The sequence below is a fragment of the Pseudomonas sp. TTU2014-080ASC genome (assembly GCF_001446935.1).
Classification (GTDB): Bacteria; Pseudomonadota; Gammaproteobacteria; order Pseudomonadales; family Pseudomonadaceae; genus Aquipseudomonas.
The window spans coordinates 759,895-775,370 of the sequence record NZ_LKKK01000001.1 but is presented as its reverse complement, the minus strand read 5'-3'; the positions used below and the strand labels follow the sequence as shown (position 1 = coordinate 775,370).

Genomic DNA, 15,476 nt, shown 5'->3' with positions numbered 1-15,476 from the left:
CATGAGCACAATCCAACAGTTGTTAGCCAGCGCCCAGTTACCGGAGTCGCCCACGGCGCAGCTGGATATCGAGCTGCTGCTGGCTCACGTCCTGGGCAAGAACCGCAGCTACCTGCGCACCTGGCCGGAGCGCGAACTGGATGCCGAGCAGCTTCAGCGCTTTAACGAAGCCTTGGCCCGGCGTCAGGCTGGTGAGCCGGTTGCTTACATTCTCGGGCAGCAGGGTTTCTGGACCCTTGAGCTGGAAGTGGCCAGCCACACGCTGATTCCGCGCCCTGATACCGAATTACTGGTTGAAACGGCCCTGAGCCTGATCCCGGCAACGCCTGCGCAGGTGCTTGATCTGGGCACCGGCACCGGCGCGATTGCCCTGGCGCTGGCCAGCGAGCGGCCCGCCTGGCAGGTGACGGGGGTTGATCGGATTGCTGAGGCTGTCGAGCTGGCTGAGCGTAACCGTCAGCGCCTGGGCTTTAACCATGCCCGCTTTGTACAAAGCCACTGGTTTAGCGCATTGGCTGGGCAGCGCTATCAGATGATCGTCAGCAACCCTCCTTATATCGCGGCCGACGACCGCCATCTGTCTGAAGGTGATGTGCGCTTCGAGCCGAGTAGTGCGCTGGTGGCTGGGGCGGATGGTCTGGACGATATTCGCCATATCGTTGAGCAGGCCCCTGAGCACCTTGAGAACGGTGGCTGGCTGTTGCTGGAGCACGGCTTTGATCAAGCCGAAGCTGTGTGTGCGCTACTAAGCGCGCGTGGATTTACGCAGGTTGAAAGCCGCCGCGATCTGGGCGGGCATCAACGCATCAGCCTGGGGCGATTCGATCATGAATGACACGGCAATGCTGAGTGATGAAGAGCTGCTGCGTTACAGCCGGCAGATTCTGTTGCAACAGATAGATATCGACGGCCAGTTGCGCCTCAAGCACAGCCGTGTGCTGATTGTTGGGGTTGGTGGACTGGGTTCACCGGTTGCTTTGTATCTGGCAGCTGCCGGTGTTGGTGAGCTGCATCTGGCGGATTTTGACACGGTCGACATGACCAACCTGCAACGGCAGGTGCTGCACGACACGGCCAGCGTCGGCCAGAGCAAAGTCGACTCTGCCAGCGCGCGTCTGCTGGCGATTAACCCGAACATCCGTCTGCAATGCCATCGTCAGGCGCTGGACAGCGATTCGCTGGCTGATGCTGTGGCTGCGGTGGATCTGGTGCTGGATTGCTCAGATAACTTCAGCACCCGCGAGTCGGTCAACGCGGCTTGTGTTGCAGCACGGGTGCCGTTGGTAAGTGGTGCGGCGATTCGCCTGGAAGGGCAGATATCCGTGTTTGACCCGCGCCGCGAAGACAGCCCGTGCTATCACTGTATCTATGGTCACGGCAGTGATGCGGAGCTGACCTGCAGTGAAGCCGGTGTTGCCGGGCCTCTGGTTGGTTTGGTTGGCAGTCTGCAGGCGCTGGAAGCCCTGAAACTGTTGGCAGGATTTGGCGAGCCGCTGGTTGGCAGGTTGCTGCTGGTGGATGCTTTGAACAGCCGTTTCCGCGAATTGCGGGTCAAGCGCGATGTGGGCTGTGAAGTCTGTGGAGTGAAGCATGGCGAGTAATGCGCCAATCGCGGTATTCGATTCCGGCGTAGGCGGGTTGTCAGTGTTGCGTGAAATTCACGCCCGACTGCCGAATGAATCCCTGCTGTATGTGGCTGACAGCGGCCACGTGCCCTATGGCGAGAAGAGCCCTGAGTTTATCCGGGAGCGCTGTCGTGAATTGTCGCGATTCTTGCTCAATCAGGGCGCAAAAATGCTGGTGTTGGCTTGCAACACCGCAACCGTCGCCGGGGTTGCCGAGTTGCGAGAGCTGTACCCGGACATCCCGGTTGTGGGCATGGAGCCCGCGGTTAAACCGGCGGCTGCCGCCACTCAAAGTGGCGTGGTGGGTGTTCTGGCCACAACCGGTACCCTCAAAAGCGCGAAATTTGCCGCACTGTTGGATCGCTTTGCCAGCGATGTGCGGGTCGTCACTCAGCCTTGTCCGGGGTTGGTGGAGTGCATCGAAGCCGGTGAGCTGGACAGCGCCCACACCCGCGAATTGCTGCAGGGATTTGTCACGCCATTGCTGGACGAAGGCTGTGACACGCTGATCCTGGGCTGCACCCATTACCCGTTTATCAAACCCTTGCTGCAAACCATGCTGCCGCCCTCGATCAGCCTGATTGATACCGGTGCGGCGGTCGCCCGTCAGGTGCAGCGTCTGCTTAGCGAGCGAGGGTTACTGGCCGAGGGTCCAGCCCAGCCAACACGCTTCTGGACAACGGGAAATCCACCGGAGTTGAGCCGCATTCTGCCGCTGCTCTGGGGCGAAGCCTGCGCAGTTGACGCGCTGAGCTGAGACTGTTGCCTGGCTATTTGCTGGAACTTTTGTACAGTTTGTTAACACAAAGCCTAGTATTGTTCACCTTTGATGGCGTTTAGAGGGCAAATAGTCTTTGTTTTCAGCGCCTGAATTGGTTCGATGAACATCATTTTTCAGGTTGATTAAGGATAATTGCCCATGAAGAAAACTGTTACTCCAGCCGCACTTGCGGCCTTAGTGTGGGGCTTTGCCAGTGCGGCTCATGCTGTGGACTTGAGCTTCTCGGTTGGGCAAACAGGTGAGTCCACCATGACTTACAGGCTCGGTGCCCAAGCGGGTTTTAACCGCAGCTGGTTTGAGTCAGATGTAGGCCGGCTGACCGGCTATTGGGACGCTGCCTATACCTATTGGGACGGAGACGATACCTCCAGCAATCACAGCCTTTCGCTGAGTCCGGTATTCGTTTACGAGTTTGCCGGTCAACGCTATAAGCCGTATGTGGAAGCAGGGATCGGTATAGCCGGTTTTACCAGCACTGAAATTGAGAACAACCGACTCGGGTCCTCCTTCCAGTTTGAAGACCGACTGGGAGTAGGCGTGCGCTTCAATAATCAGGAAGTTGGCATCAGGGCAATTCACTACTCCAACGCTGGACTTAAACAACCCAACGATGGAGTCGAGAGCTACAGCCTGCATTACCGCATCAGCCTCTGACGCGTCATAAAAAACCGGGCCAAGGCCCGGTTTTTTATTGCCAGCTCAATTCGGCGGAGTACGTCGATTCAGCAGTGCGCGTTGTGCTTGTTCGAATTGCAGCTTGTACAGCGCAGCAAAGCCATGCAGCGCTGGCACCAGCGCCGCCCACAACAGGGCGATCAGCGCTAGTGTGGTGAGGCTGCCATATGGGAAGCTGAGCAGACCGCGCTCTTGTGCAGCGTAATAAATAAGTGGGCCGGCACAGGCCCCCAGCAGACTCGCTCGCCACCAGGGGCGGGCGCTCCAGCCCAGGCTATGGTTAAGGGTGGTGCCCAGCAGCAGCCAGATTGCGGCTTGCCACTGTGGGATCAGCAGGCGCGGCTCGCCATAGTCAAACACGCCCAACTGCAACAGAAAGCTGTCCAGCGCCGAGCCTGCAATCAAGGTGCTAGCCAGCAACTTGCCTTCTGCGTTCCAGCGGCTGGTGTGGCTCAGGTGAACCAGCAGAGCCAGCGCTACCAGCAGCAGCCACAGGCTGTTACCCGCCAGCAGGCAGGCGCAGATGCCAATTAGGGCGAGCAGGGCATTGAGCAAATTCTTCGACATAGACAGATATGGCGTCCTTGATTGATCAGCAGGCCAACAGTGACTCAGTCTGCCGTGCAGGTTGGGCAGCCTGAGCGCGCGCATGGGGCAGACATAATTCCTCCTAGTGTACGGGGTTTGATCCACACCGAAGAAATCAGCTTTTACAGGGATAATCGACCCGATTGATTTTCTCAGCAGCCGCTCCGGTACAAGCTCCCTATAATGTCGGCCAATTGCACCGTATTAGATTATCCGTCGGGCCACCGTTAGGACTCTCCATGACTGATCACGCGTTACTACTGGTAAACCTGGGCTCTCCGAATTCCCCGGAAGTTGATGATGTGCGTCGTTACCTCAATCAGTTTCTGATGGACCCCTATGTGATTGATCTGCCGTGGCCGCTGCGCCGCCTGCTGGTCTCACTGATCCTGATCAAGCGCCCGGCAGCCTCAGCCCACGCCTATTCCTCCATTTGGTGGGAAGATGGCTCACCGCTGCTGGTGCTGAGCAAGCGCCTGCAAGAAGCCATGCGTGAGAAGTGGACGCAGGGCCCGGTCGAGCTGGCCATGCGTTATGGCGAACCGTCTATTGAAAGTGTGCTGTTGCGCCTGGCTGGGCAGGGTATCCGTAACATCACTCTGGCTCCGCTGTATCCGCAGTTTGCCGACAGCACCACCACCACGGTGATCGAAGAAGCACGCCGCGTGGTGCGCAAACATAATCTGCCGGTGCAGTTCTCGCTGTTGCAGCCGTTCTACGATCAGCCGGAATACCTCGACGCGCTAATCGACAGCGCCAAGCCATACTTGCAGCAGGATTTTGACCACGTGCTGCTGAGCTTCCACGGCCTGCCGGAAAGCCACATCCGCAAACTGGTTAACCCGATTGACCCCAAGCACGACCTGCTGGCGAAAAACACCGACGGCATCAGCGAGGCCGTTATGGCCAAGTGTTATCGCAGCCAGTGCCTGCGAGTGGGCGAGCAGTTTGCCGAGCGTATGGGCCTCAAGCCTGAGCAATGGTCGGTGGCGTTCCAGTCGCGGCTGGGTAAAAACAAATGGATCGAGCCCTACACCGAAGCCACACTGGATGAACTCGCCCAGCGCGGCGTGAAAAAACTGCTGGTGATGTGCCCGGCATTTGTCGCCGACTGCATCGAAACCCTTGAAGAAATCGGCATGCGTGGCGCTGAACAGTTTATTGAAGCAGGCGGTGAAAGCCTGCAGCTGGTGCCGTGCGTTAACGATCACCCAAGCTGGGTGGCAGCCCTTCAGACGCTCGTACAGCGCGCAGTTCCTCTCCCGTAGTCCGCCGACCGGCGTGGAACTCCCCAGTTCCACGCCGTCTAACCTCTCCGCTGTGCCCAGCCCGCTGGTTGGCACAGCGTGATCAGCTCTACTTAATACCTGCCAGGTTGCGGCCTAAGCTACCTGTACCGTGTGGTGCATGGCTTTGCGGCCCGGAGTGCCTCCTGCCTGCGTCCTGAGTGGGGCGGGCAGTCAGTTAAAACATAATCGAAAGGGACTTCGTGCCATGTCAGCCACCACTGCGCGCGCCATCCGGATGGCGAGAGTTGCATTGCTTCTGTTTGCCGCTGCGCTCTTGCTCGTATTTGCCTTCCTGGCTTGGCAATACCTTTATCCGGTCCGGGCGGCAGATGGCTGGAATGTCCGCGTTGCTTACGACCATATTGAAAAGGCCGCAGCTCTGGAGCTGGACGAAAACGGCAACCTGATCGTCAGTTCTGAGCTGAGCGGCGGCAAAGGCAGCATCCTCAGCATCACCCCCGATGATGTGCGTACATCCCTGATTGATAACCTCTCCAAACCAGACGGTCTGACCTCCTTTAACGGAGGGCTGGTATTCAGCCAGGAGTCGGGCGAGTCCGCGGTTTCCAGCCTGAAAAACGGCGTGGTTACACCGCTGTTTGAGGGCGACAACGTGCAGGGCTTGTTAGCCGATGGAAGCAACCTGTACGCCATTGAAGACCGCAAAGGCGATGGCAGGCTGCTGCGCTATCAGGCTTCGGATAAGTCTGTTGATGTGCTGCGCAGCAACCTCAACGAGGCTGAGTCCGTGCAGATCTGCCCGGATCGCCAGATGTACTACAACGAAAAGGAAAAGGGCGTTGTGCGTCGCCTGAGCGCCGACGGCACTGACCCGGTTGTGCTCTCCGGCCTCAAGGAGCCCAGCTTCCTCTATTGCGATGCACGTGGTCTGTGGGTATCTGAAGACCGCTCTCATCGCGCCCGGCTGATGCTGTTAGACAACCAAGGCAACCTCAACATCATCCTGACCTTCCTCAAAGCCCCGCAAGAACTCATGCCGATAGGCGAGGGCAAATACCTGCTGGCCGAAGGCGGTCGCAACCGCGTGCTGGAGATCACGGCCCCGAAGTGAGAGGCAAAGCTGATAAGTGAAATATGGAAATCGCTGCTACGGGAATTATTCTTTTATGGCATTGATTTCGGCGCTGTTAAAGTCACGCCACTGAGTCAAACCGTGGAGACTAACCAATGACTAACAGAGCCATCATCATTCAGCCTGGCGGCGGTTACGACAACGTCGTTATCAGTCAGCGTGATGCAAGCGCCCCGGCCAAGGGTGAAATCACCGTACGTCTGCATGCCAACTCACTCAACTATCACGACTTTGCCGTTGTGAGCGGGATGTTCCCCCAGAATGAGCCGCGTATTCCAATGGCGGACGGCGCTGGCGAGGTTATCGCCGTAGGGCCTGATGTCACCGAGTTTGCGGTTGGCGACCATGTTGTCAGCACGTTTTTCCCGACCTGGCAGGACGGAGTGCCCGAGGTCGAAGGGTTTGCCACTGTGCCCGGCGATGGCATTGACGGTTATGCCCGCGACATCGTGACCACCCACGTGAATGCCTTCACCCATGCCCCGCGTGGTTGGAGGCATGTCGAAGCCTCAACGCTCACCACCGCAGCGGTGACCGCATGGCGCGCCTTGATGGGCGATGATGCGTTAAAGCCGGGCGATACCGTATTGATTCAAGGCACCGGCGGCGTTTCAATTTTTGCCCTGCAGTTTGCCAAGATGGCCGGGGCCACGGTGATCGCCACCTCTTCAAGCGACGCCAAGCTTGAGCGCCTTAGCGCGATGGGCGCAGACCACGTCATCAACTACCGGACCAATCCAACCTGGGGCGAAACAGCACGTGAAATAACAGGCGGGCGCGGTGTTGATCACGTCGTAGAAGTGGGCGGCCCGGCCACGCTTAACCAGTCAATGGCTGCCGCTCGGGTGGGCGGGCATATCTCGGTGATCGGCATTCTTACGGGCTTAGGTGGTGAGGTCGCGGTGATTTCTGCGCTGGCTAAGCAACTGCGCCTGCAAGGCGTGTTGGTGGGGAGCCGTGCGCAGCAGCAAGACATGATTCGCGCCATCGACGCCAACGGCATGCGCCCAATCATCGACCGCTGCTTCCCGCTGGAAAGCATCGCAGACGCATTCCGCTACCAAGAGACGAATCAGCACTTCGGCAAGATTTGCCTGGAAATGTAGCTACAAGCCTCTTTGCCCATGGCAAAGGTAGGCCGAAGCCAAAAAAAGAAAGTGAGCGGACCTAAACCGCCACTTGAGTGAAAGAAAAACGCAGCCGATTCCCGTGTACTTGCTTAACCGTGAGTGTGCGTGAGTTGAGCTGCGTTTTTTATTCAAAGTGCCTAAAGCGAGAGCTGCTTAAACAGATTTATCGTCATTGCTGCGAGTCGCCTTGCTGCTGTCTTGCTGGCCTTTGCTGTCACGCTTAATTGTTGCCTGCTCCAGCTGCGAGTCAGCATTGCGCTTGCCGTGAATCTGCGACTGCTTAATACGAAAATCCTTTACCGCCTGGAGCGAGCGCTCAGAACCGCCCTCAGCCAGAGCAACAGACGTAGTGGACAAGGCAAGCAGGCTAACCAGAGCAATATTTAACAGTTTCATCATTCAGTTCTCGTTCAGAAAATAGGGAGCGCTGGGCGCTTGTCTGTGAAGACAGCTGAAGGTTAAAGAGCTGCGGCTGACGGGAGCGTGAGGGGGAGATTACAAAGTTGATATGTGTGTGTGGGGGGGGGGGGGGCTATCGGCCAAAAGCGGCCTTTGAAGAAGAATAGGGACCGGCCAATTGAGGATGTTTGTCAGGGATCTGCCCGCGCCGTGCCCCAAGGAGTGGGCGCTCGAAGTGTGCTGTTCCGTAGACGCGCCCTTTCCTGCGTGCTCACGTATGACGTCTGGGGTCATATCGGCAAAGTTTATGTAGCGTAGCGGCTCGTTTCGATAGTTGGACGTAGGTTATCAGAGAGAGTATGTCGGAAAAGCAATGGGTGTACTGTGTATCGCTACGCAATACACTGTCTTTTTTGCCGACCGTGCTCATCCCCTTTACTGGACACAGAGGGCTCATCAATGACCATCCAAGATTTTCCTCACCCAGGTTTGCGAATTAAGGCGGAAGTCATCCCAGCAGGGATGACAGTAACTAAGGCTGCATCGCTAATGGGGGTGGGGCGTCCAGCTTTGTCAAATCTCCTCAATGGCAATGCAGCTTTGTCGGCTGAGATGGCTGCGCGGCTGGAGAAAGCTTTTAAGGTGCCGCTCAAAGAACTGATGGAGATGCAGGCTCAATATGAGGCAGCTCAGGCCAGCAGGAAGGTAAAGCCAGCCAGTGCAATGACCTATGTCCCGCCATTTTTGGCGATCAAAGCTAATGCCATAGAAGACTGGGCTTCTCATAACATTCAGGCGCGATCCCGTTTTGCAGTGTTTCTGCGCACTTTGGTTCACTCGACAGGTATTGGGCTTGCGAAGGTTGATTTCCCAGGCAATGACGATGCTGAGCGTCCGGGCTGGGACGGACTGGTTGAGGCCAGCGAGGGTACGCCATGGGTTCCAGAAGGCTGTTCGGGGTGGGAGTTTGGCACCAACGAAGAGCCTCGCACGAAGGCCAATGGAGACTATGCCAAGAGCGTGAGTGCTCTTGATCCAAGAGTTCGTAGGAAAATGACCTTCATATTCGTTACGCCTCGCCGTTGGCCTGGTAAAGGTTCTTGGGTGGCTTCTAAGCAAGCATTGAAAGAGTGGAAAGATGTTCGTGCATACGATGCGAGTGATCTTGAGCAGTGGCTAGAGCAGTCGCTACCTGGGCAGGCATGGTTTGCAAGCGAAACACATATCCCGGCTCAAGATGTACGTTCACTTGACAAATGCTGGAGCGATTGGGCGGAAGTATCGAATCCGCCGTTATCAGGAAGTTTATTTGCTTCAGCGATCGAAGATGCTAAACGGGCTGTAGCTGATTACCTGTCGAGTCCTCCTACTGGCCCTTTTGTGGTAGGCGCCGACTCGGTTGAAGAAGCGTTAGCATTCCTTGCTCAGCTTCTAAGCGAGCATGGTGGTTCAGAATTGGCCACATATCGAGATCGAGTGTTGGTCTTTGACAGACCGGGAGTTCTGTCCCGGCTAGCCTCGGCTAAACAAGCTTTCATTTCTGTCGTCTATACGCGTGATGTAGAGCAAGAGCTCGCGCCCTACGCAAAATCCATGCACTCATTTGTGGTCTATCCACGCAATGCGGTGGTGGCTTCTCCTAGCGTCTTGCTTAAGCCTGCTAACTCACAGACGTTTACTGCGGCGCTTGAGCGTATGAACATGAGCCGGGATGAAATTACTCGTCTATCGAAGGCCTCTGGTCGTTCTCTAACGGTACTCCGTCGCCAGCTTTCTTCACTCCCTGCTGTTAAGTTGCCAGAGTGGGCCGCAGATCCTCAAACCGCAGCCAAGCTTGTTCCATTTCTATTTGTAGGAGCTTGGGACAGCCGCAATGAGGCCGATAAAACTTGGCTGTCGAAGCTGGCTGGGGGGCGCGACTACGACGAGCTTGAGAAAGACTGCCAGAGATTGGTCAAGCTTAACGATGCACCAGTTTGGATGGCGGGTGCGGCGAGAGGGGTAATTTCAAAACTGGATCTGCTCTTTGCCGTTGCCGCTGAGGTGACGGCTGCTGATATGAGGCGTTACTTCGAAGTGGCGCGAGTTGTACTGGGAGAAGACGATCCTGCTCTTGATCTGGACGAAGATCAGCGTTGGAGGGCGTCAGTCGAGGGTAAGGTGCGTGAATTCTCCAGTGCTTTCCGAGACGGAATTTCGGAAACGCTAGTATTGCTTTCTGTCCACGGCCATGAAGCCTTTAAAGGGCACTTGGGCATTGATATCGAAAGCGAGGTTAATAGCGTTGTGCGCGACTTATTGCGCCCTCCGTTAACTACGCGAGTGCTGGAGGCCAATGATCGCGACCTCCCGACCTATGCAGAAGCTGCTCCCAGCGAATTCCTCTCCATCATCAGGCAAGACCTTCAGGCTGAAAATCCCGCTGTTTTTGGCCTTTTGCGACCAGTAAACCCTGGGGTTTTTGGCGCTACTCCAAGTCGCACAGGACTGCTTTGGGCGCTTGAAGGGCTTTGCTGGAGTCCTGAAACGGTTGCGCATGCCGTGTCGATTCTTGCGCAACTCTCGCAGATCGAGATCAAGGACAACTGGGCCAACAAGCCCGCGCACTCACTGGGATCAGTTTTCCGCTCTTGGATGCCACAGACTGCGACTAGTCTTCAGCAGCGAGTGAGATTGCTCAAGAATCTAGTTGACAAGTTTCCTGATGTCGCTTGGAGCATCTGCATGGCAGAGCTCAGCCCTCACAACAGCATAGGTGATTACAGTCACAAACCACGTTGGCGTGATGATGGTTATGGCTACGGTGAGCCCTTTGCGACATGGAAGCCAATACTTGAGTTTAAGAGGGAAGTGGTTGCACAGGTACTGAATTGGCCTACGCACTATACATTGGACATGCTCGGTGAGTTGGTCGAGCGCCTCCAAGTACTTAGTGAAGAGGATCAGGCTCGAGTCGGGGCGATGATCGAAGACTGGGCTAATACTCAAGCCAGTGATGCTGACAAGGCAGTAATGCGCGAGAAGGTTCGGAGATCAACATTGTCGCGACGTGCTGCACAGCATGCGAAAAATGCTAGCAATCATGCGAGGTTGGTTGTAATAGGAAAGTCCGTTTACGACGCACTAGAGCCTAGTGATCTTATTAATAGACATTTGTGGTTGTTCCGTAACACCTGGGTCGAGGAGTCTGCAGATGAGCTAGAGGATCTGGCCATCTCCGACTACCGTGAGCGCGACGAGAGGATCAATCGCCTGAGGGTAGAAGCACTAGGCGACATTCTTGCGCATCGCGGACCCAGTGGGATTCTTGAGCTGGCTGAGCGTGGAAATGCAGCATGGGTTGTCGGTTCTCTCGCCGCCAGAGTCATGTTGTCTGAGCCTGAATTACTAACGTTACTTCGTAAGGCGCTTGAAGCAATCCATTCCGATGGGGATGTGGGGCATTCGAATAGGAATCTTATTAGCGGAGCGCTACGAGCTCTGCCAGATGATCGGCGCAGTGGGGTGTTGTCGAGTTTAATTGAGGGCTTGCCTGACGAGGCTGTAGTTGATTTGTTGGTGCTCGCTCCTTTTGGACGCTCGACTTGGAGTTTGATAGATGCCCTGGGCGAGCAGATTCAGTCTCAGTACTGGAGCGAAGTGGTACCAGATTGGATCAGCGATTCAGATACTGAGCAAAATGAGGCTATTGAGCGACTTCTCAACGCAGAAAGGCCGAGGGCGGCATTTTCTTGCATTCGTTACGCGCTATCTAAAACGGATCCAGAGCTTATTTTTCGATTGATGTCGGAAATGGCCCGTGGAGGAAGAGACCTGCCTGGGCAATATATGCTGGAACCTTACTACGTAGAGGAGGCGTTCAAAGGTATGAGCGGCTGTTCGAGTCTGTCGCTTGAACAGAAGGCAGGTTTGGAGTTCGCCTATATCGAGGCTCTGGGTCAGCCTTTTGCGAGGCGAGAGAGCTCGAACATACCGCACCTTGAGCAGTATGTAGAAATGCACCCGGAGCTTTTCGTCCAGGCCATATGCTGGATGTTTAAGCGTGCGGATGGCGGGGTCGACCCAGATGAGTTTTTTGTGCCACCCGAGCGTGTAGGTGAAATGGCTACGCGCGGATACAAGCTGCTGAGTGCGCTAGGTCGGATTCCTGGTGAGATGGCCTCAGGCGAAGTTAACGAGGCGCGCTTGGCGGCGTGGGTCACCAGTGTTCGACAGTCATGTAACGAACTGAGCCGTGCAGATGTTGGGGATCGCTGTATTGGCGAGCTTCTATCTCATGCTCCGGAGGGTGAAGACGGGGTTTGGCCCTGTGAGGCGGTGCGTGCCGTGATGGAAGATGTTCAGTCGGAATCGATGATGCAGGGAGCTCACACGGGGGTTTATAACTCACGTGGTGTGCATATGAGAGGTGAGGGTGGGGAGCAAGAGCGAGCGCTTGCTGACAAATATCGGGGCTGGGGAAGGGCGCTCCAGGTTTCTCATCCGTTTGTTGCTTCGAAGCTGCTGATGGCATTAGCCAAGACATATGACTATGAAGCAAGGAGAGAGGACACCGAAGCGGACATTCAGCGGCGTTTGCATCCCTGAGGCTTGCTGCCTTGAGTTGTCAACTGAATCGGCCCTGCTTAAAAACTCTATGACTGTTTTTGGCCGAAAGCGGCCACTAGCTACCCTCAAAAGTAAAAGCCCGCCTTAACAGGCGGGCTTTTACTTTCCAACTACCAATCAACCAACCTTCACCCCCTCATCCCCAACCACCTCCATCTCCCTCCGATGCACCCACCGATACAACACCGGCAACACCAACAACGTCAGCGTGGTCGACGAGATAATCCCGCCAATCACCACGGTTGCCAGTGGGCGCTGAACTTCTGCGCCGGTGCCGGTGGCGAGGGCCATGGGGACGAAGCCTAAGGAGGCAACGAGGGCGGTCATCAGCACCGGGCGCAGGCGGGTGAGGGCGCCTTCGGTGATGGCTTGGTCGATGCTGCGGCCTTCCTGTAGCAGGTTACGGATAAAGGAGATCATCACCAGCCCGTTAAGTACGGCGACGCCGGAGAGGGCGATAAAGCCGACGCCTGCGGAGATGGACAGGGGAATGTCCCGCAGCCACAACGCCAGTACGCCGCCGGTGAGGGCGAAGGGGATGCCGCTGAAGACCACCAGACCGTCTTTGACGTTGTTGAACATCATAAATAGCAGGATAAACACCAGCAGCAGGGCCGCCGGGACAACGATTTCCAGGCGTTTGGCGGCGGATTGCAGTTGTTCGAACTGGCCGCCCCAGACGGTCCAGTATCCGGCGGGCAGTTTCACGTCGCTGATCAGGCGGTCGCTGGCTTCCTGCACGAAGGAGCCGATATCACGGCCACGCACGTTGGCGCTGACGACCACCAGGCGCTTGCCGTTCTCGCGGCTGATTTGGTTCGGCCCGAGCACCAGGTCGAGCTTGGCGATCTCTGAGAGGGAGATAAAGGAGATTTGCCCGGTGGTGCTGCTGGCGTTGGCGGGCACCGGGATCAGCAGGCGCGACAGGCCCTGAATGTCGGTACGCATTTGATCCGAGAGCCTGACCACCATGTCGAAGCGGCGGTCGCCGTCAAACAGGGTTCCGGCGCGGCGGCCGCCCACGGCAAAGGCGATGGTGTCTTGTACGTCGCCGACATTGAGGCCGTAGCGTGAGGCTTTGTCGCGGTCGATGTTGATGGTCAGCACGGGCAGGCCGCTGGTTTGTTCGACTTTGACCTCGGAGGCACCTTCGACTTTTTCCAGCACTTCGGAAATCTCGCCAGCGGTCTTGTTCAGCACGTCCATGTTGTCACCAAACACTTTGACCGCGACGTCGCTGCGCACGCCTGAGATCAGTTCGTTAAAGCGCAGTTGAATCGGCTGGGAAATCTCGTAGTTGCTGCCGGGCAGTTCGGCGCTGGCTTTCTGGATTTCGGCCACTAGCTCTTCTCGGGTTTTGTTCGGGTTTGGCCATTGGTCCTTAGGCTTGAGCATCACGTAGGCATCGGAGATATTCGGCGGCATCAGGTCGGAGGCGATCTCGGCGGTACCGGTACGGGCGAACACTCGTTCGATTTCCGGCACTTTCGTGATCAGCTGTTTTTCCAGGCTCTGCTGCATTTGCACCGATTGAGTCAGGCTGGTGCCGGGCGTACGCATGGCTTGCAGGGCAAAGTCACCTTCGCTGAGGCTTGGGATAAATTCGCTGCCCATGCGGCTGGCGAGCACACCGGACAGCACGATGAGCAGCGCGGCTCCGGCGAACACTTTGTTGCGGTTGCCCATCACCCATTTAAGAACCGGCTCATAGGTGGTGCGCGCGGTGCGCATAACGAAGTTTTCTTCTTCCTTCACTTTGCCGGTAATAAACAGGGCGATGGCTGCGGGGACGAAGGTCAGGGAGAGGATCATCGCGCCGAGCAGGGCGATTACCACGGTGAAGGCCATGGGGTGGAACATTTTCCCTTCAACGCCGGTGAGGGCGAAGATCGGCAGGTACACCACCATGATGATGAGCTGGCCGAAGATCAACGCGCGGCGCGCTTCTTTGGACGCGGCGAAGACTTCATGCAGGCGTTCGCTGCGGGTGAGCATGCGGCCGTGATGCTGCTGTGCGTGGGCCAGGCGGCGGATGGCGTTTTCGACAATCACCACCGCGCCGTCGACGATGATGCCGAAGTCCAGTGCGCCAAGGCTCATGAGGTTGGCGCTGACTTTGTTGCTGTACATGCCGGTGAAGGTGAACAGCATCGACAGCGGAATCACCATGGCGGTGATGATGGCGGCGCGGATGTTGCCGAGGAACATAAAGAGGATGGCGATGACCAGCACAGCCCCTTCAATCAGGTTCTTTTTCACCGTGGCGATGGCTTTATCCACCAGTGTGGTGCGGTCGTAAACGGTAACGGCGGTAACGCCTTCTGGCAGAGTGCGGTTGATCTCTTCCAGTTTGGCGGCTACGGCCTGGGAGACGCTGCGGCTGTTTTCGCCGATGAGCATAAACACGGTGCCGAGCACCACTTCACGGCCGTTTTCGGTGGCGGCACCGGAGCGGATTTCGCGGCCAATTTGTACATCGGCGACGTTGCTGACGCGGATCGGGGTGCCGTCGACATTGCTGATAACGATATTGGCGATGTCGGGGATGTCGGCCACCTGGCCCGGTGCGCGAATCAGCAGCTGTTCGCCGCTGTGTTCGATGTAACCGGCACCGACGTTGGTGTTGTTGCGCTCCAGCGCGGTGATCAGGTCGCCGAGGGTGAGTTTGTAAGCGGACAGGCGTTTTGGGTCCGGGGCGATCTGGTATTCCTTGGCAAAGCCGCCGATGGTGTTGATCTCAGCCACGCCCGGCACGTTGCGCAACTGCGGTTTGATGATCCAGTCCTGAATCACCCGCAGGTCGGTTGGCGTGTAGGGCGTGCCGTCTTCCTTGAGTGCGCCGTCTTCAGCTTCAACCGTCCACAGGAAGATCTCGCCCAGGCCGGTGGAGATCGGCCCCATCATCGTCTCGGCTCCTTCCGGCAACTGTTCGCGGGCCCCTTGCAGGCGCTCGTTGACCAGTTGGCGGGCGAAGTAGACGTCGGTGCCGTCTTCAAAAATCACTGTGACCTGCGACAGGCCCGAGCGGGACAGTGAGCGGGTTTGCTTCAGATTGGGCAAGCCGGCCATGGCCGTTTCAATCGGGTAGGTGATGCGCTGCTCGGTTTCAAGCGGGGAGAAACCGGCTGCGGCGGTGTTGATCTGCACCTGGACGTTGGTGATGTCGGGGACCGCGTCGATCGGCAGCTTCTGATAACTGGCGATGCCCACGGCGGCCATCGCCAGGACGGCGAGGAGCACGACGATGCGTTGCTCGATGGCAAACTGAATGATGCGTTCAAACATGCC

At 57.0% G+C, this 15,476-nt stretch carries 11 protein-coding genes; 8 read left to right on the top strand and 3 right to left on the bottom strand.

The annotated features are described in order from the left end of the window. Nucleotide 1 precedes the first annotated feature (1 nt). From prmC to AO726_RS03600, 4 genes are all read left to right on the top strand, one after another. Nucleotides 2–835: a peptide chain release factor N(5)-glutamine methyltransferase gene (gene prmC, locus AO726_RS03615; RefSeq protein WP_058067086.1), complete on the top strand. Its 834-nt coding sequence runs from the start codon at nucleotides 2–4 to the stop codon at nucleotides 833–835. A gap of 7 nt (nucleotides 836–842) precedes the next feature. Then, nucleotides 843–1,601 (top strand): molybdopterin-synthase adenylyltransferase MoeB, encoded by a 759-nt coding sequence (locus AO726_RS03610; RefSeq protein ID WP_058066674.1) that lies wholly within the window; start codon nucleotides 843–845, stop codon nucleotides 1,599–1,601. Beyond that, nucleotides 1,591–2,382: a glutamate racemase gene (gene murI / locus AO726_RS03605; RefSeq protein WP_058066673.1), complete on the top strand. Its 792-nt coding sequence runs from the start codon at nucleotides 1,591–1,593 to the stop codon at nucleotides 2,380–2,382. Before AO726_RS03610 ends, murI begins: the two co-directional genes overlap by 11 nt. Before the next feature lie 162 nt (nucleotides 2,383–2,544). After that, the gene (locus AO726_RS03600; RefSeq protein WP_058066672.1) at nucleotides 2,545–3,060 is read left to right on the top strand and encodes an acyloxyacyl hydrolase; all 516 of its coding nucleotides are present in this window, start codon (nucleotides 2,545–2,547) and stop codon (nucleotides 3,058–3,060) included. A 45-nt stretch (nucleotides 3,061–3,105) separates the two neighbouring features. On the opposite strand, the gene AO726_RS03595 is transcribed toward AO726_RS03600, so the two are convergent. Beyond that, nucleotides 3,106–3,648: a DUF2878 domain-containing protein gene (locus tag AO726_RS03595; RefSeq protein WP_058066671.1), complete on the bottom strand. Its 543-nt coding sequence runs from the start codon at nucleotides 3,646–3,648 to the stop codon at nucleotides 3,106–3,108. Nucleotides 3,649–3,908: 260 nt separating this feature from the next. Between AO726_RS03595 and hemH the strand changes: the two genes are divergently transcribed. From hemH to AO726_RS03580, 3 genes are all read left to right on the top strand, one after another. Beyond that, nucleotides 3,909–4,937: a ferrochelatase gene (gene hemH, locus AO726_RS03590; RefSeq protein WP_058066670.1), complete on the top strand. Its 1,029-nt coding sequence runs from the start codon at nucleotides 3,909–3,911 to the stop codon at nucleotides 4,935–4,937. A 226-nt stretch (nucleotides 4,938–5,163) separates the two neighbouring features. Then, nucleotides 5,164–6,030 carry a hypothetical protein gene (locus tag AO726_RS03585; RefSeq protein ID WP_241492041.1) on the top strand — a complete coding sequence of 289 codons (867 nt, stop codon included), beginning with the start codon at nucleotides 5,164–5,166 and terminating at the stop codon, nucleotides 6,028–6,030. A gap of 116 nt (nucleotides 6,031–6,146) precedes the next feature. Continuing rightward, nucleotides 6,147–7,157, top strand: coding sequence for a zinc-dependent alcohol dehydrogenase family protein (locus AO726_RS03580; protein WP_058066669.1), 1,011 nt, complete (start codon nucleotides 6,147–6,149; stop codon nucleotides 7,155–7,157). 177 nt (nucleotides 7,158–7,334) lie between these two features. On the opposite strand, the gene AO726_RS03575 is transcribed toward AO726_RS03580, so the two are convergent. Beyond that, nucleotides 7,335–7,580: a hypothetical protein gene (locus AO726_RS03575; RefSeq protein ID WP_058066668.1), complete on the bottom strand. Its 246-nt coding sequence runs from the start codon at nucleotides 7,578–7,580 to the stop codon at nucleotides 7,335–7,337. Between the two features lie 459 nt (nucleotides 7,581–8,039). On the opposite strand from AO726_RS03575, the gene AO726_RS03570 reads away from it, so the two are divergent. After that, nucleotides 8,040–12,167 (top strand): HigA family addiction module antitoxin, encoded by a 4,128-nt coding sequence (locus AO726_RS03570; RefSeq protein ID WP_058066667.1) that lies wholly within the window; start codon nucleotides 8,040–8,042, stop codon nucleotides 12,165–12,167. Between the two features lie 138 nt (nucleotides 12,168–12,305). On the opposite strand, the gene AO726_RS03565 is transcribed toward AO726_RS03570, so the two are convergent. Next, entirely contained in the window at nucleotides 12,306–15,473 is a 3,168-nt protein-coding gene (locus AO726_RS03565; RefSeq protein WP_058066666.1) for a CusA/CzcA family heavy metal efflux RND transporter, read from the bottom strand. Between the last annotated feature and the right edge of the window lie 3 nt (nucleotides 15,474–15,476).

Bases quoted from the DNA above. Each gene is read 5' to 3' on its own strand.
- prmC (WP_058067086.1), top strand. From the start codon at position 2: ATGAGCACAATCCAACAGTTGTTAGCCAGCGCCCAGTTACCGGAGTCG.
- AO726_RS03610 (WP_058066674.1), top strand. From the start codon at position 843: ATGCTGAGTGATGAAGAGCTGCTGCGTTACAGCCGGCAGATTCTGTTG.
- murI (WP_058066673.1), top strand. From the start codon at position 1,591: ATGGCGAGTAATGCGCCAATCGCGGTATTCGATTCCGGCGTAGGCGGG.
- AO726_RS03600 (WP_058066672.1), top strand. From the start codon at position 2,545: ATGAAGAAAACTGTTACTCCAGCCGCACTTGCGGCCTTAGTGTGGGGC.
- AO726_RS03595 (WP_058066671.1), bottom strand. From the start codon at position 3,648: ATGTCGAAGAATTTGCTCAATGCCCTGCTCGCCCTAATTGGCATCTGC.
- hemH (WP_058066670.1), top strand. From the start codon at position 3,909: ATGACTGATCACGCGTTACTACTGGTAAACCTGGGCTCTCCGAATTCC.
- AO726_RS03585 (WP_241492041.1), top strand. From the start codon at position 5,164: ATGTCAGCCACCACTGCGCGCGCCATCCGGATGGCGAGAGTTGCATTG.
- AO726_RS03580 (WP_058066669.1), top strand. From the start codon at position 6,147: ATGACTAACAGAGCCATCATCATTCAGCCTGGCGGCGGTTACGACAAC.
- AO726_RS03575 (WP_058066668.1), bottom strand. From the start codon at position 7,580: ATGATGAAACTGTTAAATATTGCTCTGGTTAGCCTGCTTGCCTTGTCC.
- AO726_RS03570 (WP_058066667.1), top strand. From the start codon at position 8,040: ATGACCATCCAAGATTTTCCTCACCCAGGTTTGCGAATTAAGGCGGAA.
- AO726_RS03565 (WP_058066666.1), bottom strand. From the start codon at position 15,473: ATGTTTGAACGCATCATTCAGTTTGCCATCGAGCAACGCATCGTCGTG.